This window comes from Cytobacillus sp. Bac17 (assembly GCF_024519925.1).
In the GTDB taxonomy this organism is placed as follows: domain Bacteria; phylum Bacillota; class Bacilli; order Bacillales; family Cytobacillaceae; genus Cytobacillus; species Cytobacillus pseudoceanisediminis.
Window position 1 is genome coordinate 130,464 of sequence record NZ_JALJRC010000008.1, and the last position, 19,204, is coordinate 149,667.

General features: G+C 43.6%; 21 protein-coding genes. 18 read left to right on the plus strand and 3 right to left on the minus strand.

Going from position 1 to position 19,204, the window contains the following annotated elements; translation table 11 throughout:
* Position 1: 1 nt before the first annotated feature.
* From NR125_RS12485 to hxlA, 4 genes are all read left to right on the plus strand, one after another.
* The gene (locus NR125_RS12485; protein ID WP_009332291.1) at positions 2 to 637 is read left to right on the plus strand and encodes a bifunctional 2-keto-4-hydroxyglutarate aldolase/2-keto-3-deoxy-6-phosphogluconate aldolase; all 636 of its coding nucleotides are present in this window, start codon (positions 2 to 4) and stop codon (positions 635 to 637) included.
* Complete coding sequence (uxuA, locus tag NR125_RS12490) at positions 634 to 1,695, plus strand: mannonate dehydratase (RefSeq protein ID WP_019380595.1); 1,062 nt, start codon at positions 634 to 636, stop codon at positions 1,693 to 1,695. Before NR125_RS12485 ends, uxuA begins: the two co-directional genes overlap by 4 nt.
* An 11-nt stretch (positions 1,696 to 1,706) precedes the next feature.
* Complete coding sequence (locus NR125_RS12495) at positions 1,707 to 2,546, plus strand: SDR family oxidoreductase (protein WP_009332289.1); 840 nt, start codon at positions 1,707 to 1,709, stop codon at positions 2,544 to 2,546.
* 92 nt (positions 2,547 to 2,638) lie between these two features.
* The gene (gene hxlA / locus NR125_RS12500) at positions 2,639 to 3,265 is read left to right on the plus strand and encodes a 3-hexulose-6-phosphate synthase (RefSeq protein WP_256815448.1); all 627 of its coding nucleotides are present in this window, start codon (positions 2,639 to 2,641) and stop codon (positions 3,263 to 3,265) included.
* Positions 3,266 to 3,309: 44 nt separating this feature from the next.
* Here hxlA and NR125_RS12505 read toward each other — a convergent pair whose 3' ends face one another.
* The gene (locus NR125_RS12505; protein WP_009332287.1) at positions 3,310 to 3,831 is read right to left on the minus strand and encodes a DUF2529 domain-containing protein; all 522 of its coding nucleotides are present in this window, start codon (positions 3,829 to 3,831) and stop codon (positions 3,310 to 3,312) included.
* Between the two features lie 218 nt (positions 3,832 to 4,049).
* Between NR125_RS12505 and NR125_RS12510 the strand changes: the two genes are divergently transcribed.
* The 9 genes from NR125_RS12510 (at position 4,050) to NR125_RS12550 (ending at position 13,265) form a co-directional block, all read left to right on the plus strand.
* Positions 4,050 to 4,427 carry a response regulator gene (locus NR125_RS12510; protein WP_175502221.1) on the plus strand — a complete coding sequence of 126 codons (378 nt, stop codon included), beginning with the start codon at positions 4,050 to 4,052 and terminating at the stop codon, positions 4,425 to 4,427.
* A gap of 254 nt (positions 4,428 to 4,681) precedes the next feature.
* The gene (locus NR125_RS12515; protein WP_019380596.1) at positions 4,682 to 5,539 is read left to right on the plus strand and encodes a class II fructose-bisphosphate aldolase; all 858 of its coding nucleotides are present in this window, start codon (positions 4,682 to 4,684) and stop codon (positions 5,537 to 5,539) included.
* 192 nt (positions 5,540 to 5,731) lie between these two features.
* On the plus strand, positions 5,732 to 6,376 hold the full coding sequence (gene fsa / locus NR125_RS12520; protein WP_009332284.1) for a fructose-6-phosphate aldolase: 645 nt from the start codon (positions 5,732 to 5,734) through the stop codon (positions 6,374 to 6,376).
* Between the two features lie 531 nt (positions 6,377 to 6,907).
* Positions 6,908 to 8,194, plus strand: coding sequence for a UDP-N-acetylglucosamine 1-carboxyvinyltransferase (locus NR125_RS12525; protein ID WP_009332283.1), 1,287 nt, complete (start codon positions 6,908 to 6,910; stop codon positions 8,192 to 8,194).
* 166 nt (positions 8,195 to 8,360) lie between these two features.
* Positions 8,361 to 9,323, plus strand: coding sequence for a class II fructose-bisphosphatase (glpX, locus tag NR125_RS12530; protein ID WP_009332282.1), 963 nt, complete (start codon positions 8,361 to 8,363; stop codon positions 9,321 to 9,323).
* A gap of 403 nt (positions 9,324 to 9,726) precedes the next feature.
* The gene (gene rho, locus NR125_RS12535) at positions 9,727 to 10,992 is read left to right on the plus strand and encodes a transcription termination factor Rho (RefSeq protein WP_256815449.1); all 1,266 of its coding nucleotides are present in this window, start codon (positions 9,727 to 9,729) and stop codon (positions 10,990 to 10,992) included.
* Positions 10,993 to 11,287: 295 nt separating this feature from the next.
* Positions 11,288 to 11,500 carry a 50S ribosomal protein L31 gene (rpmE, locus tag NR125_RS12540; protein ID WP_009332279.1) on the plus strand — a complete coding sequence of 71 codons (213 nt, stop codon included), beginning with the start codon at positions 11,288 to 11,290 and terminating at the stop codon, positions 11,498 to 11,500.
* Between the two features lie 203 nt (positions 11,501 to 11,703).
* Positions 11,704 to 12,324: a thymidine kinase gene (locus NR125_RS12545; RefSeq protein WP_009332277.1), complete on the plus strand. Its 621-nt coding sequence runs from the start codon at positions 11,704 to 11,706 to the stop codon at positions 12,322 to 12,324.
* Between the two features lie 500 nt (positions 12,325 to 12,824).
* Complete coding sequence (locus tag NR125_RS12550) at positions 12,825 to 13,265, plus strand: putative periplasmic lipoprotein (RefSeq protein WP_009332276.1); 441 nt, start codon at positions 12,825 to 12,827, stop codon at positions 13,263 to 13,265.
* A gap of 29 nt (positions 13,266 to 13,294) precedes the next feature.
* Here the strand turns inward: NR125_RS12550 and NR125_RS12555 are convergent, their stop codons facing one another.
* Both NR125_RS12555 and NR125_RS12560 read right to left on the minus strand, forming a co-directional pair.
* Positions 13,295 to 14,257, minus strand: coding sequence for a DMT family transporter (locus NR125_RS12555; RefSeq protein WP_009332274.1), 963 nt, complete (start codon positions 14,255 to 14,257; stop codon positions 13,295 to 13,297).
* 11 nt (positions 14,258 to 14,268) lie between these two features.
* Complete coding sequence (locus tag NR125_RS12560) at positions 14,269 to 14,922, minus strand: GntR family transcriptional regulator (protein WP_071159486.1); 654 nt, start codon at positions 14,920 to 14,922, stop codon at positions 14,269 to 14,271.
* 217 nt (positions 14,923 to 15,139) lie between these two features.
* On the opposite strand from NR125_RS12560, the gene prfA reads away from it, so the two are divergent.
* The 5 genes from prfA to NR125_RS12585 all read left to right on the plus strand — a co-directional run bounded on the left by prfA (position 15,140) and on the right by NR125_RS12585 (position 19,065).
* On the plus strand, positions 15,140 to 16,213 hold the full coding sequence (gene prfA, locus NR125_RS12565) for a peptide chain release factor 1 (protein WP_019380601.1): 1,074 nt from the start codon (positions 15,140 to 15,142) through the stop codon (positions 16,211 to 16,213).
* Positions 16,214 to 16,220: 7 nt separating this feature from the next.
* Positions 16,221 to 17,075: a peptide chain release factor N(5)-glutamine methyltransferase gene (gene prmC, locus NR125_RS12570; protein WP_009332268.1), complete on the plus strand. Its 855-nt coding sequence runs from the start codon at positions 16,221 to 16,223 to the stop codon at positions 17,073 to 17,075.
* A gap of 136 nt (positions 17,076 to 17,211) precedes the next feature.
* Positions 17,212 to 17,886, plus strand: a complete 675-nt coding sequence (spoIIR, locus tag NR125_RS12575; protein ID WP_254786621.1) for a stage II sporulation protein R — start codon at positions 17,212 to 17,214, stop codon at positions 17,884 to 17,886.
* A 171-nt stretch (positions 17,887 to 18,057) separates the two neighbouring features.
* Entirely contained in the window at positions 18,058 to 18,438 is a 381-nt protein-coding gene (gsiB, locus tag NR125_RS12580) for a glucose starvation-inducible protein GsiB (protein WP_009332264.1), read from the plus strand.
* Between the two features lie 180 nt (positions 18,439 to 18,618).
* Positions 18,619 to 19,065: a GNAT family N-acetyltransferase gene (locus NR125_RS12585; RefSeq protein WP_019380603.1), complete on the plus strand. Its 447-nt coding sequence runs from the start codon at positions 18,619 to 18,621 to the stop codon at positions 19,063 to 19,065.
* The last annotated feature ends 139 nt before the right edge of the window (positions 19,066 to 19,204 follow it).

Consider the following 19,204-nt stretch of genomic DNA (forward strand, 5'->3'; position numbering starts at 1 on the left):
GATGAACTTAAAAATAGAGAAACTTAATCAGCTAGTAGAATCAAAAGTGGTTGCAGTTGTGCGCGGAAAAACACCTGAAGAAGCGATTAATATTTCTGAAGGAGCTATTGAAGGCGGATTTCGTGCTATTGAAGTGACTTATACTACACCTGCAGCGGAAAAAGTGTTTGAGGCTTTAAGAGGTTCAGACGGTGTAATCGGTGCTGGGACAGTTCTGGATTCGGAAACAGCCCGTCATGCCATTTTAAATGGGGCGGAATTTGTTGTGAGTCCGCATTTTGATAAGAATATAGCCTTGATTTGCAATCGATACAGCATTCCATACCTTCCTGGATGCATGACCATAACTGAAATCATGACAGCACTCGAATATGGCTGCGACATTGTAAAGCTGTTTCCGGCCAATCGTTTTGATCCATCATTTATAGGTGCAGTCAATGGTCCCCTGCCCCAGGTGCGAATCATGCCCACTGGCGGGGTGAATTTAGATAATGTCGGTGCGTGGCTTGAAGCTGGCGCTGTCGCAGCCGGAATTGGAAGTGACTTAAACAAGGCATACAAAGCTGGCGGTAAAGAATCAGTAAAAGCACTTTGTGAAAAATATGTCGAAGCTATAAATGGAGGCGCCGAAAAATGAATATGACCTTTCGCTGGTATGGCAGGGATAATGATACTGTAACCCTTGAGCAAGTAAAACAGATTCCCAATGTGAAAGGAATCGTTTGGGCCCTTCACAGAAAACCTGTCGGGGAAGTCTGGGAGACAGACGAGATCAAATCTGAAGTTGAGTATATAAAGTCCTTTGGGTTTCATGCAGATGTAGTGGAAAGTGTTAATATACATGAATCTATTAAGTTGGGAAACAATGAAAGGGATTTATTTATAGAAAATTATAAAAAAACCATTCGGAACCTGGGTGAATTTGGGGTTAAAGTTATTTGTTATAACTTCATGCCTGTCTTTGATTGGACACGAACTGACTTATACCGCTCACTTCCAGATGGCTCAACGGCATTATTTTATGAAAAGAACAAAGTGGAAGAACTGGATCCGCAAGATTTAATCAAAACGGTTTCCGAGGCTTCTGATCTGACTCTGCCTGGCTGGGAGCCAGAGAAAATGTCCCGGATTCAAGAGTTATTTGCAGCGTATCAGCATGTAAGTGCAGAGGACTTATGGGAAAACCTGCGCTATTTCTTACAGGAAATTTTACCGGTGGCAGAAGAAGCAGGCATCAAGATGGCTATCCACCCGGATGATCCGCCATGGTCTATTTTTGGCCTGCCGCGAATCATGACGGGAGATGAAAGTCTGCAGAAGCTCCTTTCTATCTCTGATTCACCTTCCAACGGCATTACTTTTTGCACGGGATCGCTAGGGGCCAACCCGCAAAACGATATGGTTGAACTCGCAAGAAAATTTGCCGAAAGGTCACCATTTGCACATATCCGAAATGTAAAGATTTTCGAGAACGGTGATTTTATTGAAACTTCTCATTTAACAGCAGATGGTTCCATCAATATTAAAGGGGTCGTCAAGGAGTTATCTGAGATTCAATATGAGGGGTACGTGCGTCCTGACCACGGCAGGCATCTTTGGGGTGAAGAATGCAGACCAGGTTACGGATTATATGACCGGGCTCTTGGAATCATGTATCTTCACGGATTATGGGATGCCTATCAATCTGAGAAATAAGGAGAATGCTAATGTTTCCAATACACGGAAATTTAAATGGAAAAACAGCTGTAATTACGGGCGGAAGCGGCGTGCTATGCTCGGAAATGGCCAGGGAGCTCGCAAGACATGGGGTGAAAGTGGCCATTCTTAATCGTACGGCAGAAAAGGGAGCTGCAGTATCAGCCGAAATTGAGAAAGCAGGGGGGACAGCGATTGCTGTTGCAGCAGACGTCTTAGATCGTGAATCCCTGGAAAAGGCAAGGGAAGAAGTGATCAGCCACTTTGGCAGGGTGGATATATTAATTAATGGTGCAGGCGGGAATCACCCGGATGCCATTACTTCTGTAGAAACCCATAATGTGGAGCCTTCTTCTGAAAAGTCCTTCTTTGATATGGATGAGAGAGGCTTCTCCCAAGTATTTGCCAGCAACTTTACCGGAACTTTTTTAGCCAGCCAGGTTTTTGGCAAAGAACTGTTAAAGCAGGAATCGCCTATCATTATTAATATCTCATCAATGAGTTCCTACTCACCAATGACAAAAGTGCCTGCCTATAGTGCAGCCAAATCAGCCATTAACAATTTTACAATGTGGATGGCTGTACATTTCGCAGAAACAGGTTTGCGGGTAAATGCAATTGCACCGGGCTTTTTCTTAACAACTCAGAACCGCAATTTATTATTGAATCAAGATGGTTCCCATACGGCCAGGTCAGAGAAAATTATTGCTCATACACCAATGAAAAGGTTTGGCCAGCCGAAAGATTTGCTTGGTGTACTGCTGTGGCTGGCTGACGAAGAATACTCGGGTTTTGTAACAGGTGTTACAGTGCCAGTTGACGGCGGATTTATGGCATACTCAGGAGTTTAATATGAAAAATAGGGCCACAGGAAGTATTCCTGTGGTTTTTGTTTCAGGCTTCTTCCTTTTTAAAATACAATTCTAAACGAAGGAGAATAGAAGTGAAAATTCAGCTTGCACTTGACCGTTTAACCGAGCAGGAATGTTTCCGTATTGCAGATGAAACTTGTGAAAATATAGATTGGATTGAGATCGGAACGGGCGTGATTAAAGAATATGGTATGAAGATAATTCGGGAAATGAAGGCTGCTTATCCAGATAAAACAATTGTGGCGGATATGAAAACTTGTGACGCAGGAAAATATGAAGCAGAACAGGCCTTTATAGCAGGGGCGGACATTATGACTGTGATGGGCTTTTCACATGACAGCACGATAAAACAGGCATTAGAGATTGCAAATACCGCCAATAGAAGAATTATGATTGATTTGCTGGGAGTTCAGGACGCAGAAAGAGTAAAGAGCCTATATGATTTAGGGGCGGACTTATTTTGTCTCCATATAGGAAAGGATATGCAGAAAGAGGGGGCTATAGCAGATCCCGATTTATTTAGCCTGGTAAAAGGGTTAAATGACATAGAGGTTGCTATTGCAGGCGGGATTTCAGAAAAAACAATCGGAGAATTGAAGGACAGTATTGCCGATGTAGTCATTGTTGGAAGTGCCATTACAGGGAATCAAGCCCCAAAAGAAGCTAGCTCGGCAATAAAAAACAACCTACAAAAATGACAGCAGAATCAGCCCTCGAAGTGGGTGCTGATTCTGCTTATCTATTATTCATACTCCGCCAAAATCTCTTCAATCGTAAACTTAATTCCATAATAAACAAATAAAGCAGCCATGGAAGCCGGATAGCCGAAGCGGTTTCCTTCTTCATCAGGCAGAAGCCCTTTAGCAAGCTTTAAATCAATATGGACATCAGCCAAATCAGCGAGATTTTCACTGCTTTCGGTTTTGATGGTGCTCACTGCCACAAAGGGAATTCCTTTTTCGGACAAAGATTTTGCCAGAGCGGCTGCGTCTTCATCATCTGAATGTCTTGAGAAGATGATTACTCTGTCTGTTTCTGAGACTTCCTCATCACTTTTCAAAATCGCTGCATCTCTAAGCGGTTCCTGGCTTTGAACGGCTTCATAGCCGATTGCAGCCATTTCTTTTGTACCATAAATATATATTTTCCCATCACCGGCGGCAGCCTGAGCCAATAAGCGTGCACTGTCCTCGATGGAAAACTCTTCCTTTTCCTGAAGTCTTTTAAACAAGCCTGTCAGCTGGGTAGAAAACATCTTTAGCAAATTATTTCACTCCTTCGGTCACTGCACTTAGCGGTTCTATTATAGTGAAAAGGAAGGGAAAGGTAAAATATTCACATTTGAAATTGCAAATACCAGCAGGAATAATCATGTTTCACAGAGAATTTAGCTGTAGGAGAATGTATAGTTAAGTGACCTGCAGTCATAATTCAGTATTGGTTTAAAACCTAAGTGCTTTTAATACGACAGGAAGAGGTGGCTTGATGAAAGGGAAAATATTAATTGTAGATGATCAGTTCGGAATCCGTATTTTGCTTAATGAGGTACTACAGAAAGAAGGGTACGACACATACCAGGCTGCCAATGGAGTCCAGGCTCTCGACATTGTTTCCAAGCATTCGCCTGATCTTGTTCTTCTCGACATGAAAATACCGGGAATGGACGGGATTGAAATTTTAAAAAGAATGAGAGTGGTGGATAAAGATATCCGCGTCATTATCATGACTGCATATGGTGAACTCGATATGATTCAGGAGGCCAAGGATTTGGGAGCTCTTACTCACTTTGCGAAGCCATTCGATATTGATGACATCAGGGCAGCGGTAAAGAAATATTTGCCTGTGCCTAACTCGAAATAATCCAAAATTAACCGTTTTTAACCTGAAATTCCATCGCTATAAAAATGATAGCGTTTGCTTTATGACAATTAACAAAAACGCTCTGGAATAATGGCTTTTCTAAGTCCTTTTTGGTATGATAACAGATGAATTCCAAAGGATCGTCTTCGTTTAGCGGACTATTTTAAGGGTACATATTCGATAGTGTTAAGGGGAAAACTTTAACAGTATTTAGTCTGACGAACTTAAACGATTATCAATAAGGAGGAAGAAAAATGCCTTTAGTTTCTATGACTGAAATGCTTAATAAAGCAAAATCAGAAGGCTATGCAGTAGGTCAATTTAACTTAAACAACCTTGAGTTTACTCAAGCTATCCTGCAGGCGGCAGAAGAAGAAAAATCACCTGTTATCCTTGGTGTTTCCGAAGGTGCTGCACGATACATGGGCGGTTTCAAAACGGTTGTAAAGATGGTTGAAGGACTGCTGGAAGATTACAAAATTACCGTTCCAGTGGCTATCCACTTAGACCACGGTTCAAGTTTTGATAAATGTAAAGAAGCAATTGATGCAGGATTCACATCCGTTATGATCGATGCTTCACATGATCCATTTGAACAAAACGTTGAGACTACTTCAAAAGTAGTTGAATATGCACATTCAAAAGGCGTTTCAGTAGAAGCGGAGTTAGGAACTGTCGGCGGACAGGAAGACGATGTTGTTGCTGATGGCGTTATTTATGCTGATGCTAAAGAATGTGAAGAACTGGTAAAACGCACAGGCATCGACTGCCTTGCTCCTGCACTAGGTTCTGTTCATGGCCCATATAAAGGTGAGCCAAATCTTGGCTTTGCTGAAATGGAAGAGATCGGAAGCCTTACTGGTGTTCCTTTAGTTCTTCATGGCGGAACTGGAATCCCAACAAAGGATATCCAAAAGTCTATCTCTTTAGGAACTGCAAAAATCAATGTAAACACTGAAAACCAAATTGCTTCTGCAAAACGCGTTCGCGAAGTATTGGCAGCAGACACAGAAGTATACGATCCACGCAAATACTTAGGACCAGCACGCGAAGCGATTAAAGAAACTGTAATCGGCAAAATGCGAGAGTTCGGTTCTTCAAACAAAGCATAATAAATATCATTGGATAAGAAACCGCTTCTAGATTTAGAGGCGGTTTTCCTGTATTTTATCCGGCGGTTCGCTGAGTGCCAGCTGGGGATTTCTGCTTCCAAATGTAAGGCTTTACAGAATCACAACTTTATTTAATAATACATAGATACCCGCAACAAAAATCATCAAAATATTAAACAAGGTGGGATTATTATGAAGTTTTTCATCGATACAGCAAACATGGACGAAATTAAAGAAGCATATGCCCTTGGAGTAGTAGCAGGGGTAACAACCAATCCATCATTGGTGGCAAAGGAAAAGAATGTATCCTTCCCTGACCGTCTTCGCGAAATCACGGATTTGGTGCCAGGCTCAGTAAGCGCCGAGGTCATCGCCCTTGATGCTGAAGGCATGATTAAAGAAGGAAGAGAGCTGGCAGCGATTGCACCAAACATCACAATCAAGGTGCCAATGACACCCGATGGCCTAAAAGCAGTAAGTGCTTTCTCGAAAGAAGGCATTAAAACAAATGTAACGTTAATTTTCAGTGCAAACCAGGCGCTGCTTGCTGCAAGAGCAGGTGCTACATACGTTTCTCCATTCCTTGGACGTTTGGACGATATTGGCCATAACGGTCTGGATCTCATTTCCACAATCGCAGAAATCTTTGCGATTCATGACATTGATACAGAAATCATTGCCGCTTCCATCAGACATCCTCAGCACGTGACGGATGCAGCATTAAGAGGAGCTCATATTGCGACAGTTCCTTATAAAGTCATCCAGCAATTATTCAACCATCCTCTGACAGATAAGGGAATCGAAGCATTCCTGGCAGACTGGAACTCAAGAGGATAATGGAATCTGCGAAAAAATAACTTTAGGATACTGGCTTTGCTTATTTAATACTTTGAGAGCTGTCTAGCGCAAGCAGCCTACCCCTCGAGGTGTCGGGGGTGGGCAAGGCGCCTGCGCTTTTCTTGAGCAAAGCCAGCCCCATCATTTGTACCCCGGATTTTAGTGCTTCTCTCTTAATTTTAACTTTTTTTGAATACAATACATGAGATTTGATTTTTCGTGTAAACTATAGGATAAAGATAATGTCGGAATCTGTAAAAAACGAATGGAAAATCGTTCCATGTTCATCTTGCGATGTTGCAAAATGCAGATACATGATAATATGAAAGTGCATATTTTCCCAAAGACTATTTTTCCGATATTAAAAATAGACAGGCCTATTTGGTTTCTTATAGAATCTGGGGCTATTTTCTGGCGGAATTGGTTAGAAAAGTAGTGTGTAGCTTTTGCTGTAAGGGCTATCAATTTTTATAATATTGAAGTCAAATGTCAGCATGAGTGTTTTAACAACGGCTTAGAAGGGAGTTACAAATGGAAAAGCTAATGATTGCAGGCGGATATCCATTAAAAGGAACAGTCCGGATCAGCGGAGCGAAGAATAGTGCTGTAGCATTGATTCCAGCTACCATTTTAGCGGAATCCCCTGTGACAATTGAAGGTTTGCCGGATATTTCGGATGTACAAATTCTAAAAGATTTGCTTGAAGAAATAGGGGGCACTGTCGAATTCTCTGAAAATGATATGACAGTGGATCCCTCTTCCATGATTTCCATGCCTTTGCCGAACGGAAAAGTGAAAAAATTACGCGCTTCCTATTATTTAATGGGAGCGATGCTCGGCCGATTTAAAAAAGCGGTTATTGGACTTCCTGGAGGATGTCATCTCGGACCAAGGCCGATTGACCAGCATATCAAAGGTTTTGAAGCTCTTGGCGCGCGTGTGACCAATGAGCAGGGAGCCATTTACCTTCGTGCCGATGAGCTTCGCGGAGCCCGTATTTATCTCGATGTTGTCAGCGTTGGGGCAACCATCAATATCATGCTTGCTGCTGTCAGGGCAAAAGGCAGAACAATAATTGAAAATGCTGCAAAAGAGCCTGAAATCATTGATGTTGCTACGCTTTTAACCAATATGGGGGCGAAAATCAAGGGTGCCGGCACAGATGTGATCCGCATCGATGGCGTAGACCAGCTGCATGGCTGCCAGCATACGATTATCCCAGACCGGATTGAAGCGGGGACCTATATGATTGTTGGTGCAGCGGCTGGAGAAGGTGTGCTGATTGACAATGTCATCCCCCATCACCTTGAGTCCCTAATAGCAAAGCTGCGCGAAATGGGCGTTCAGGTTGAAACGAACGACGATCAGGTATTTGTCGGGCCAGCTGAAAAAATGAAAGCAGTGGATATTAAAACGCTTGTTTATCCTGGATTCCCAACAGACCTTCAGCAGCCGCTGACTTCTCTGTTAACTGGTGCAGAAGGGACAAGCATGGTTACGGATACCATTTATAGTGCCCGTTTCAAGCATATTGATGAGCTGCGCAGGATGAATGCCAACATTAAAGTTGAAGGACGCTCGGCAATCATCAATGGGCCAATTCAGCTTCAGGGTGCTAAAGTTAAGGCGAGTGATTTGCGCGCAGGCGCAGCACTGGTAATTGCCGGCTTGATGGCTGAGGGAGTTACCGAAGTCACTGGTTTAGAGCATATCGACAGAGGCTATAGCCACCTTGTTGAAAAGCTGAATGGACTCGGTGCCACAATCTGGCGCGAAGAAATGAGCAAAGACGAAATGGAACAAATGAAGAACGCATAATAGAGAAACATCTTGAGATATTGACAGCTGACTGATTTACTTGGGCCAAAGCCTAAGTGACATCAGCAGACAAATATAAATTAAGGCGGGCTTTTGCGGTGCCGGCGGTAATAGCCGGTCTGCATTCGCCATGCTGCCAGCCTTAGAATCTGGGGAGGAAGAATCGATGGAAAGAAGTTTGTCAATGGAATTAGTTCGCGTAACAGAAGGTGCCGCTTTAGCATCAGCACGCTGGATGGGCCGCGGATTAAAAGATGAAGCGGATGATGCTGCTACTTCTGCAATGAGAGATGTATTCGATACTGTGCCAATGAAGGGAACAGTTGTTATCGGAGAGGGCGAAATGGATGAAGCGCCAATGCTTTATATCGGGGAAAAGCTTGGAACAGGCTATGGTCCGCGTGTAGATGTTGCTGTCGATCCGCTCGAAGGCACCAACATCGTAGCATCTGGAGGCTGGAATGCATTAGCTGTTCTTGCGGTAGCTGACCACGGAAACCTTCTGCATGCTCCGGATATGTACATGGACAAAATTGCAGTCGGTCCTGAAGCGGTTGGACAAATTGACATTAACGCTTCTGTTTTGGATAATTTGAAAGCGGTCGCAAGAGCAAAAAATAAAGATATCCAGGATGTTGTGGCTACAGTGCTTAACCGTGAGCGCCATGAGCACATCATCAGCCAGCTTCGCGAAGCTGGTGCCAGAATTAAATTGATCAATGATGGGGACGTGGCTGGAGCCATTAATACCGCATTTGATGAGACTGGCGTTGATATTCTGTTCGGATCTGGTGGAGCACCTGAAGGCGTATTGGCAGCTGTTGCCCTTAAGTGCCTTGGCGGAGAAATTCAAGGAAAACTTCTTCCGCAAAATGACGCAGAGGCTGAGCGCTGCTTGAAGATGGGCCTCGATATTAATAAAGTCCTTCTTATGGAAGACCTGGTAAAAGGTGATGATGCCATTTTTGCTGCAACAGGTGTAACAGACGGAGAGCTTCTTAAAGGGGTACAATTTAAAGGTTCGTATGGTTCGACCCATTCGCTTGTCATGCGTGCCAAATCAGGTACGGTCCGCTTTGTCGAAGGACGCCATAGTCTAAAGAAAAAGCCAAATCTTGTTATTAAATAATTTTCATAAAAGATAGATAAGAAAATGAGAGCTGGCCATCTGCGCCAGCCTGCTCATTTTCATTTCCTTCCTGCTATATTTTCCATCTCAAATTTAGTTATTGATTAATTTTCATATTAAGGGGTAAAATAGAGATTGTTTTTTAAACTGGCTCCAGCGCCTCCCCCCGAGGGTCAGGCAAGGCGCTTACGCATTTCGGAGAAGAGGATGCCTCCAATATCAACTGAAAAACGGACAATAAACCGTTCCATTCCTCGAAACCTTTAATTAAGAACATAATGATAGATTCTTCAGCTATTTTCAGTGCCTCAAGTATCTTTCCCTTTCCTTTCATATAAAGTCCATTATTTGTACAGCTGCATATGGAGGAAATGATTGAAAATTTCAAAAGTGTGGTGTAAAAATGGGTTTAAACATTTCAAGTTTAGAAAATATGAAGCTGAAAGAGCTTTATGAACTTGCCCGTGAATATAAAGTTTCTTATTACAGCAAGTTATCGAAAAAAGAATTGATTTTTGCCATCCTGAAAGCAAGAGCAGAGCAGGAAGGCTACTTTTTCATGGAAGGTGTCCTGGAGATCATTCAGTCAGAAGGATTCGGCTTCCTTCGTCCAATCAATTATTCACCAAGCTCTGAGGATATTTATATTTCTGCTTCCCAGATTCGCCGTTTCGACTTGAGAAACGGAGATAAGGTTTCAGGAAAAGTCCGTCCTCCAAAAGAAAATGAGCGTTATTTCGGCCTTTTGCAAGTTGAAGCCGTAAATGGCGATGATCCGGAATCAGCAAAAGAGCGTGTTCACTTCCCTGGTCTGACTCCTTTATATCCAAACCGCCATATGAAACTGGAAACAGGTACAAGACAGCTGTCTACAAGAATTATGGACCTGCTTGCACCGGTTGGATTCGGGCAGCGCGGTCTGATTGTCGCGCCGCCAAAAGCAGGTAAGACCATGCTGTTAAAAGAAATTGCCAATAGCATTACAACCAACCACCCGGAAGCGGAACTGATTGTTTTATTAATTGACGAGCGCCCGGAAGAGGTAACAGACATCGAGCGTTCAGTTGCAGGCGATGTGGTCAGCTCTACATTTGATGAAGTGCCTGAAAACCATATTAAAGTGGCCGAGCTCGTTCTTGAACGCGCTATGCGCCTGGTTGAGCACAAGCGTGATGTTGTTATTTTGATGGACAGCATTACAAGACTGGCAAGAGCGTATAACCTGGTTATTCCTCCAAGCGGAAGAACACTTTCCGGCGGTATTGACCCGGCTGCATTCCACCGTCCGAAGCGTTTCTTCGGTGCAGCGCGTAACATTGAAGAGGGTGGAAGCTTGACGATTTTGGCAACTGCACTCGTTGACACGGGTTCACGCATGGATGACGTTATTTACGAAGAATTTAAGGGGACAGGCAATATGGAGCTGCACCTTGACCGCTCCTTGGCTGAAAGAAGAATCTTCCCGGCCATCGACATCCGCCGTTCCGGAACGCGCAAAGAAGAACTTCTTATAAAGAAAGATCATCTGGACAAGCTGTGGGCAATCCGCAAATCCATGTCCGATTCACCGGATTTTGCTGAAAAACTGCTTCGCAAGCTAAGACAGACAAAATCGAACGAAGAGTTTTTTGCTAACTTGGCAGAAGAAATGAAGGCTAAGCGTTCTTAATAACCTTGAATGCTCATGTAGCTATTTAGAAACGCTGTTTATGTTAAGTTTGTTTTCTGCAGTAATCTAAATTACTCTACTGAGTTGGTTGGAGCGGAAAGCGGAAATCAGCGGACGCCTTTAATAAGCAAACACAGCATTCTGGAAATTCCAGGATGCGGAATTCGCATATTGCAAAATATACATGGACTTGTTATAATGATGACAGTGTGTTTTTGAAGTTTACGGCAATTCATGATTGCCCGTAATATATAACTCTGTTTCGAATGATTCAGGGCGGAAGGAGATGAAAAGAATGAAATCAGGAATTCATCCTAACTATAAAAAAGCAATGGTGAAATGTGCTTGCGGTAACGAGTTCGAAACCGGTTCTGTTCAAGAAGAGATCCGCGTTGAAACTTGCTCTGAGTGCCACCCATTCTATACTGGACGTCAAAAATTCGCTGAAGCTGGCGGACGTGTTGACCGTTTCAATAAGAAATACGGCATTAAGTCAGAACAAAAATAATAAACAACAAAAACAGGCAAGTTAACTATCTTGCCTGTTTTTTATTGCAAAATAAGCCTTATTGGATATGAAGAACTGTTTTGAGTGGACTTTTTTGCCTTGAAAAAAGCGGAGTATAATACAAATTACAGCTCGACCCTTTCTTCATAAAATAATGATAACAAGCCATTCTATTAGTTAGAACGAGGAAGGAGAGGCCGTTCATGTACGTTATGAATCATCACGGATGGGTGGAAGTCATTTGCGGCAGCATGTTTTCCGGCAAATCAGAAGAACTGATTCGCCGTGTGCGCAGAGCTCAATTCGCCAAGCAGCAAATCGCTGTATTTAAGCCGCAGATCGATAACCGATACAGTGATGAAGCTGTCGTTTCACATAATGGAACTTCGGTCATAGCTAGACCCATTTCCCAGTCTACCGATATTTTTAAATACATTACAGCTGACATTGATTTGATTGCGATTGATGAAGTGCAATTTTTTGATGATGAAATTGTAAAAGTCATTCAGCACCTGGCTGACAGCGGACATCGTGTCATCGCGGCTGGACTTGACCAGGACTTCCGCGGGGAGCCGTTTGGCCAAATGCCTGCCATCATGTCGATAGCAGAATTGGTTACAAAGCTTCAAGCCGTCTGTGCCGTTTGCGGTTCACCTGCAAGCCGTACACAGCGCCTGATCAATGGAAAGCCAGCTTCATATGATGACCCGGTTATTTTGGTCGGCGCATCAGAAGCATATGAACCGCGCTGCCGCCATCACCATGAAGTTCCCAAGTCGCCAAATGTTCTAGACAAACATAAAACAACCGAGTTTTTATCATAATTTTATACTAAACGATCTCTCTGCCCTGGCATGTTCCGGGCAGTTTTTTTGTTTGTGGGGTTTTTTATGGTGCAGGAAAAGGAAAACGGAAGGCGAAATTAAAAATTTAATCATGAGCGGCTCATAAAAATGAAAGCGAAGCCAGAAATGGTCGCCATGACCGGTTGGTGAAGCCGGAAAAGGTCGCCATGACCGCCTCATGAAGCCCAAAAACAGAAGGGAAGCCGGGAAAAGGTCGGCATGAATGGTTCATGAAGCCAAAAACGAAAGGAAAGCAAAGAAAAGGTCGCCATGAAGGCTTCATGAAGCCCAAAAACGAAAAGGAAGCTGGAAAAAGGTTGCCATGACCGCCTCATGAAGCCGAAAAACGAAAGGGAAGCCGAAAAAAGCCGCCGAACGTTAAAGCGCTAAACTCAAATCCTTCACTACCCCAGCTCTGCCTTATATTGGACTGCACATTCCTCCTAATAGCGGACATGCTATAAAAAGGAGGTGCAGTAATGAAAAAACTTAGTGTTTTCCTTTTAATGCTCGCCTTTATGGCTGGCTGTGCCAACAATCAGGCAACTGAGAGTGAGTATGACCATGAGACCCAGGATGGAGTTTCATTTATAAATAATGATCTGGACCGTACAGAGGACAATGATACATTGGACAGGACGATGAGCGGAGAGCAGAACCCAAACTTTATCAATTTTGACGGCAAACGTCTGGATAATCAGGATGATATCGACCAGGCCCGCAAGGTCGTTGCTGCTCACGAGGGGTATCGCCCGGGAGCTGTTTGGGTAAATGGAGAGGATATGTGGGTGACTGCATATCGACAAGGCAATATGACCCACCAGGAAAAGATTGATTCACAGGCACAATTGCACAAAGATCTCATTAAAGCTCTTCCGACTTATCACATTGAAGTAAAGGTTCAGGAAGACCGCACATAAAAAAGGCCCTGCTTACCTAGGGCCTTTTTTTACGCAGCCTTTCTTTTTAATTTTACTTTATTTGAAGTTACATAACTGTGCAGCACCATGCCGATGATCACAAGTGCCATCCCTGTCAAAGAAATTCCAGATGGCAGGGGGCTTGACAGCAGCAGCACTTCGCCGAGAACAGCAAAAAGGACCTCGAGAGACTGGGTTGCTTCCACCGCCCCTAGTTTTTGCATATTGCCGCGGACAAGGTCAGTGGCTGCAAAGAAAAGCACCGTGGCAAAGACCCCGGAAAAAAGGGCGACTAAACCGGACTGAGTGACCTGGCCAAAGCTGGGCACTCCGCTTGTTGCCATGGCAGCTGCAGAAAGAATGACCCAGAACGGAAGACTGGCAATTGTCATTCCGAGCACACGCTGGTAGGCATCCAGCCGATTTTCACACACATCCATCATTTTGCGGTTGCCTAATGGATAGGCAAAGGATGCGATAACTAAAGGAATGATTACAAGCATGGTATCCCGAAATGAAATGGAGGAGGCATGCTCGACTTGCATCACAGCAACTCCAAGAAGAATGATCAGGCTCATCATCAGACCGCGAAATGGTACCTTTCCTCTAGCCTTAACAGTTCCTTTTCCAGTTCGATATGCAACGAAAAACAGCGGTGCAAGCAGGGAGCCGGATATTATCGTAATCTGCCAGGTCCCGGCAATCAGCCAGCCGGGACCATAGGCTGCTGCAAAACATAACGGAGCATAAAATAAACCGAAGCCAACAAAGCTCCATAACAGCCATTGTCCGGGAGCTTTTTTCATCTCAGTAAATAATGGCCGTAAATTCCCTCTGAATGCCACAATGGCACCCAAGAGGGGAATCATGAAAAAATAGCGGAGCGATGCACTCCACAGCCAGCTCCCGCCATCCATTTCCATTGCCCTGTTCAAAACAAATGTAAAAGCAAAAAAGAAGGCGGAGCAAACGCCTAATAGAATAGCCTTCATGCGAGTTCACCTCATTTCCCTGTTAAAAGCCCGCCAAGGCTCAGCCAGTTTTCCTCCACCAGTCTGGATGCCAGCTGCTCCTGGCCTTGCCTGCTAGCTTCCATAATTTTTTTGTGCTGTTCAACAGATTTCAGCCCATTCATAGATCCGAATTGAGCAATTTCCAGACGCTGAATTTTGGGCATAATTCTCTTTAATGCTGAGATAATTTCGGGATTATCTGCAGCAGAAAGATAAACCTCGTGGAAGGCTTCATCTGCTTTTACTGCACCAAGAATATCCTGTTTTTTCATAGCGGCCTCCAAATTTTTATTGGCTGCCTCAAGCCTTTTAAAATCACTTGGCACTAAGCGGGGAACGCCAAGCCTGGCACCTAAAGCATGCAGGGAAGCTGCCACAGGAAAGGCGTGGCTGGCACCTTCTTCATTTAGAGGGGTGACTCGGGTTGATGAACCGGGCGTCGATACAACAAGCCCTTCATCCTCAAGCCGTTTTAAGGCTTCCCGGACAGGCGTGCGGCTGATCCCAAAGTCTTCTGCCAGTTCCTTGTCATGAAGGCGCGAACCCGGTTCAAAATCAAGCTGGATAATATTTTTCTTAATTGTTTCGTATACTTCATCTCTAAGGGACAAACGTTTGATGGGTGTAATGTTTTTGTTTTTCATAAAACCAATATATCGGATATCACAAAAATCCGCAATGATTTTTCAGAAAATTTATTAACAGGGAAGAAGTCATCCTTATTCCCGAATGGTTTTGACTGCAACAATCACCTATACTATAATTAGAATGTTATGGAGTTACGGCTTTAAATAAAATGAAACTATACCCCGCTGGGACAATATCCGGCGGTTATTGGATAAAAAATTGAGGTGAATGGCTGTGTTTGATCGTCTTCAATCTGTCGAGGACCGTTATGAAAGATTAAATGAGCTTTTGAGCGATCCGGAAATTGTCAATGATCCGAAAAAGCTTCGCGAATATTCAAAAGAACAGTCTGGTATTCAGGAAACTGTGGACACATACCGCGAATATAAAGAAGTGAAAGAGCAGTATCAGGATGCGCGTGCCATGCTTGAAGAGAAGCTTGATGCCGAAATGCGCGAAATGGTAAAAGAAGAATTGTCCGAGCTTGAGGAAAGAAAAGAGGATCTGGAAGCACGTCTGAAAATCCTCCTCATTCCTAAAGATCCTAATGATGATAAAAACGTTATTATGGAAATCCGAGGTGCAGCCGGCGGTGATGAAGCTGCATTATTTGCAGGTGACTTATACCGTATGTACAGCCGCTATGCCGAGACGCAGGGCTGGAAGATCGATGTCATTGAGGCAAGCTCTACGGGCGTTGGAGGCTATAAGGAAATCATCTTTATGATCAACGGAAATGGCGCTTATTCCAAGCTTAAGTTTGAAAATGGCGCACACCGTGTTCAACGTGTGCCGGAAACTGAATCCGGCGGGCGCATCCACACTTCAACTGCAACAGTTGCGGTTCTTCCTGAAGCAGAAGAAGTGGAAATTGACATTCATGAAAAAGATATCCGTGTGGATACATTTGCTTCAAGCGGACCGGGCGGACAGAGTGTTAACACGACGATGTCAGCTGTTCGTCTGACTCACTTGCCGACAGGTACGGTTGTATCCTGCCAGGATGAAAAATCACAGATTAAAAATAAAGAAAAAGCGATGAAAGTTCTTCGTGCCCGTGTTTATGATAAATTCCAGCAGGAAGCACAGGCCGAATATGACCAGCAGCGTAAATCAGCAGTTGGTACCGGAGACCGCTCTGAGCGTATCCGGACGTACAACTTCCCGCAAAACCGTGTAACGGATCACCGCATCGGCTTGACAATCCAAAAGCTTGATCAGATCCTTCAAGGCAAGCTCGATGAGGTTATTGACGCGCTGATCGTTGAAGAGCAATCTGCGAAGCTGGACAGTGCATCCAATGAGTAATCCAACTATGAAAGTATATGAAGCCCTCAACTGGGCTTCTTCTTTTTTAAAAGAGTCAAACCGCGATGAGAATGCCGGTGAGCTGTTATTGCAGCATTTTATGAAGATGACCAGGGCAAGCTTTTTGGCTAATTTACGTGAAGATTTGAATCCGGAAGTCCTGGATGAATTCCAGAAGGCAGTGCAATCACACGCTGCGGGCCAGCCTGTTCAGTATATCATCGGCTCTGAAGAATTCTATGGGCGCGCCTTCCAGGTGAATGAAGATGTACTTATTCCAAGGCCAGAAACGGAAGAACTGGTTTATAACGCTCTGCAGAAGATAAATAAGCTGTTCGGCTCTGTGAATGGACTTGAAATGGCAGACATCGGCACAGGCAGCGGGGCGATTGCCGTTACGATGAAGCTTGAAAAACCGGAATTAAATGTCACGGCCACAGATATCTACGGACCAACCCTTGAACTGGCTGAGAAAAATGCAGAACAGAATGGCGCGGAAATCGATTTTTATCAGGGTGACCTTCTCCAGCCTCTTATTTCAAAAGGGAAGAAATTTGATATCATTCTATCCAATCCTCCATATATACCGGAAAAGGATATCGAGTGGATGTCAGATATAGTTACCGAGCACGAACCGCACCGCGCCCTCTTTGCGGGTGAAGACGGACTGGACTTATACAGGCGCTTCATGGAAGAGCTGCCAGCTGTCATCAAAGACCGTGCCATCATCGGCTTCGAGGTGGGTGCCGGCCAAAGTGAAGCAGTTTCATTACTCCTGAAGCAGGCATTCCCGCAGGCAAATGTGGAAACAGTCTATGACATTAACGGCAAAGACCGGATGGTTTTTGCGGAAATAGAGTAACACAGCCGCCGCGTGGCGGTTTTTTATTAGGTGAGAGGCACTGCATCAGAATACTATAAAAAAATTTAATTTTAATAGTTTAAGATTCTGGCAACCTGTCCACACTGTGGATAGTGAAGGGATGGTGCCGGAAATGATGAATACAAAAACGATTGTGAAATTATATGTACTGATTTTATCCTTAGGAACCATTTTAAGTTTATATATACCGCAAACAGAAGTGACGGCAGATGAGCCGATGGTCATACCAAGTGAGGCAATCAGGCTGCGCATTCTGGCCAACAGCGATAATGAAGAAGACCAGGCGATTAAGAGGAAAGTAAGGGACGCAATAAATGCAGAGATCACTGAGTGGGTGGCAGATTTAACTTCAATCGAAGATGCACGTGAACTGATCCAGTCCAGATTGCCTGAGATTCAAAAGATTGCTGAAGAAGTTGTAGCTGATGAAGGATCTGATCAGAAAGTAAATGCCGACTTTGGAAAAGTCAGCTTCCCGACGAAATTATACGGACAGTTTTTATATCCGGCTGGCGAATACGAAGCGATCTTGATCACTCTTGGCGAAGGAAAAGGAGCCAACTGGTGGTGTGTGCTTTTCCCGCCTCTTTGCTTCCTTGATTTCTCAAACGGTGTGGCTGTAAGCGAAGGCTTTGAAGAAGGAGAAAAGATGGGAGAAGTAAAAGCAGAAGAAATCGCTGCTGATACAGATTCCGAAAAAGAAACAGCACCTGTTTATACAGAAGAAGATGAAGAACCTGTGGAAGTAAAATTCTTTTTAGCTGAAATATGGGAGAAAATCTTCGGTTAGTCCTTGCTGCAGAGCAAGGTCTTTCTTTTTTAGAATCATTATAAAAACTGGAAATCAAATTACATTTAAGACAAGCATTTAACATCTTCTTTTCATGCGTTTGATTCTACTAAAAACGGATATTTAAAGTAGTGTAACAACAAAACATAAACAAAAAGGAGATGAAAGATAATGGCTAAAAACAACAATAATAACAACGATAAAATGTCTCGTGAGGAAAGAGGACGCATGGGTGGAGAAGCAACAAGCCGCAACCATGATAAGGAATTCTATCAGGAAATAGGCCAAAAGGGCGGAGAAGCAACAAGCCAGAACCATGACAAGGACTTCTATCAGGAAATAGGCCAAAAAGGCGGAGAAGCAACAGCGGAAAATCATGATAGTGAATTCTATCAGGAGATTGGCCAAAAAGGCGGAGAAGCGACAGCAGAAAATCATGACAAGGAATTCTATCAGGAAATTGGACGCAAAGGCGGAGAAGCAACAAGTGAAAACCATGACCGCGATTTCTACGAAGAAATCGGCAGAAAAGGCGGCAACTCGAACGACTAAACCCGCCGCAGAAAAATTGCATATGATAGTAATATAAACACGGCAGCGGAATTCAGACAGCTGCCGTGTTTTGTTTTACAGTAATCTTTCTCTCACATCCTGAAATATTTTTCAAATCTAGTTCTACTTTTTCTATTTTTTCATATTCATAGAGTGACAATAAGAAAATGGGGTGAAGAAATGGAAACAGGTGTAGTGAGATGTGCTGATGCTTCAGATGTGGAGAATCTGGCATCTTTTCTGGAATCGGCAAACTTAAGTACGGATGGGATAAGGGAAGCAATCGAATATTTTTTGATTATGGAGAGTGATTCCGGGGATATTAAGGCTACCCTGGGAATTGAACCCCATGGAAAGATCGGTCTTTTGAGATCACTTGTGATGACATCCACAGCATCTGAAAAAGATCTATTTATTTTGTTTGAGCAAATATTATTGCTGGCAAGGGATCGGGGCATGGAATCCTTATATCTCGCATCAAATAAAAGAAACTCGCTGGCATTTTTCAGCCTGCTTGGCTTTAAACAGGAAGAAACAGCCCACTTGCCGGAAGTTTTATTCGAGTCGGAGCATGTTAAGCATATCATGACTGTGGATAACTCTTTCTTTTTGAAATTATCCATGTGAATTGTGGGTATCTTGCTAAAGTTATACACAAATACCTCTTATTTATACACAATTTGTGGATAAGACTTGAGTTATCCAGCTTCTTCTACTATACTTTCCAAAGGAATGTTCAAAAAAATGTCGAAAACATAGGAATTTT

What these genes read in the sequence shown, in the direction of transcription:
- NR125_RS12485 (WP_009332291.1), top strand. Translation starts at nt 2, where the DNA reads ATGAACTTAAAAATAGAGAAACTTAATCAGCTAGTAGAATCAAAAGTG.
- uxuA (WP_019380595.1), top strand. Translation starts at nt 634, where the DNA reads ATGAATATGACCTTTCGCTGGTATGGCAGGGATAATGATACTGTAACC.
- NR125_RS12495 (WP_009332289.1), top strand. Translation starts at nt 1,707, where the DNA reads ATGTTTCCAATACACGGAAATTTAAATGGAAAAACAGCTGTAATTACG.
- NR125_RS12515 (WP_019380596.1), top strand. Translation starts at nt 4,682, where the DNA reads ATGCCTTTAGTTTCTATGACTGAAATGCTTAATAAAGCAAAATCAGAA.
- fsa (WP_009332284.1), top strand. Translation starts at nt 5,732, where the DNA reads ATGAAGTTTTTCATCGATACAGCAAACATGGACGAAATTAAAGAAGCA.
- NR125_RS12525 (WP_009332283.1), top strand. Translation starts at nt 6,908, where the DNA reads ATGGAAAAGCTAATGATTGCAGGCGGATATCCATTAAAAGGAACAGTC.
- glpX (WP_009332282.1), top strand. Translation starts at nt 8,361, where the DNA reads ATGGAAAGAAGTTTGTCAATGGAATTAGTTCGCGTAACAGAAGGTGCC.
- rho (WP_256815449.1), top strand. Translation starts at nt 9,727, where the DNA reads ATGGGTTTAAACATTTCAAGTTTAGAAAATATGAAGCTGAAAGAGCTT.
- rpmE (WP_009332279.1), top strand. Translation starts at nt 11,288, where the DNA reads ATGAAATCAGGAATTCATCCTAACTATAAAAAAGCAATGGTGAAATGT.
- NR125_RS12545 (WP_009332277.1), top strand. Translation starts at nt 11,704, where the DNA reads ATGTACGTTATGAATCATCACGGATGGGTGGAAGTCATTTGCGGCAGC.
- NR125_RS12550 (WP_009332276.1), top strand. Translation starts at nt 12,825, where the DNA reads ATGAAAAAACTTAGTGTTTTCCTTTTAATGCTCGCCTTTATGGCTGGC.
- NR125_RS12555 (WP_009332274.1), bottom strand. Translation starts at nt 14,257, where the DNA reads ATGAAGGCTATTCTATTAGGCGTTTGCTCCGCCTTCTTTTTTGCTTTT.
- NR125_RS12560 (WP_071159486.1), bottom strand. Translation starts at nt 14,922, where the DNA reads ATGAAAAACAAAAACATTACACCCATCAAACGTTTGTCCCTTAGAGAT.
- prmC (WP_009332268.1), top strand. Translation starts at nt 16,221, where the DNA reads ATGAAAGTATATGAAGCCCTCAACTGGGCTTCTTCTTTTTTAAAAGAG.
- spoIIR (WP_254786621.1), top strand. Translation starts at nt 17,212, where the DNA reads ATGAATACAAAAACGATTGTGAAATTATATGTACTGATTTTATCCTTA.
- gsiB (WP_009332264.1), top strand. Translation starts at nt 18,058, where the DNA reads ATGGCTAAAAACAACAATAATAACAACGATAAAATGTCTCGTGAGGAA.
- NR125_RS12585 (WP_019380603.1), top strand. Translation starts at nt 18,619, where the DNA reads ATGGAAACAGGTGTAGTGAGATGTGCTGATGCTTCAGATGTGGAGAAT.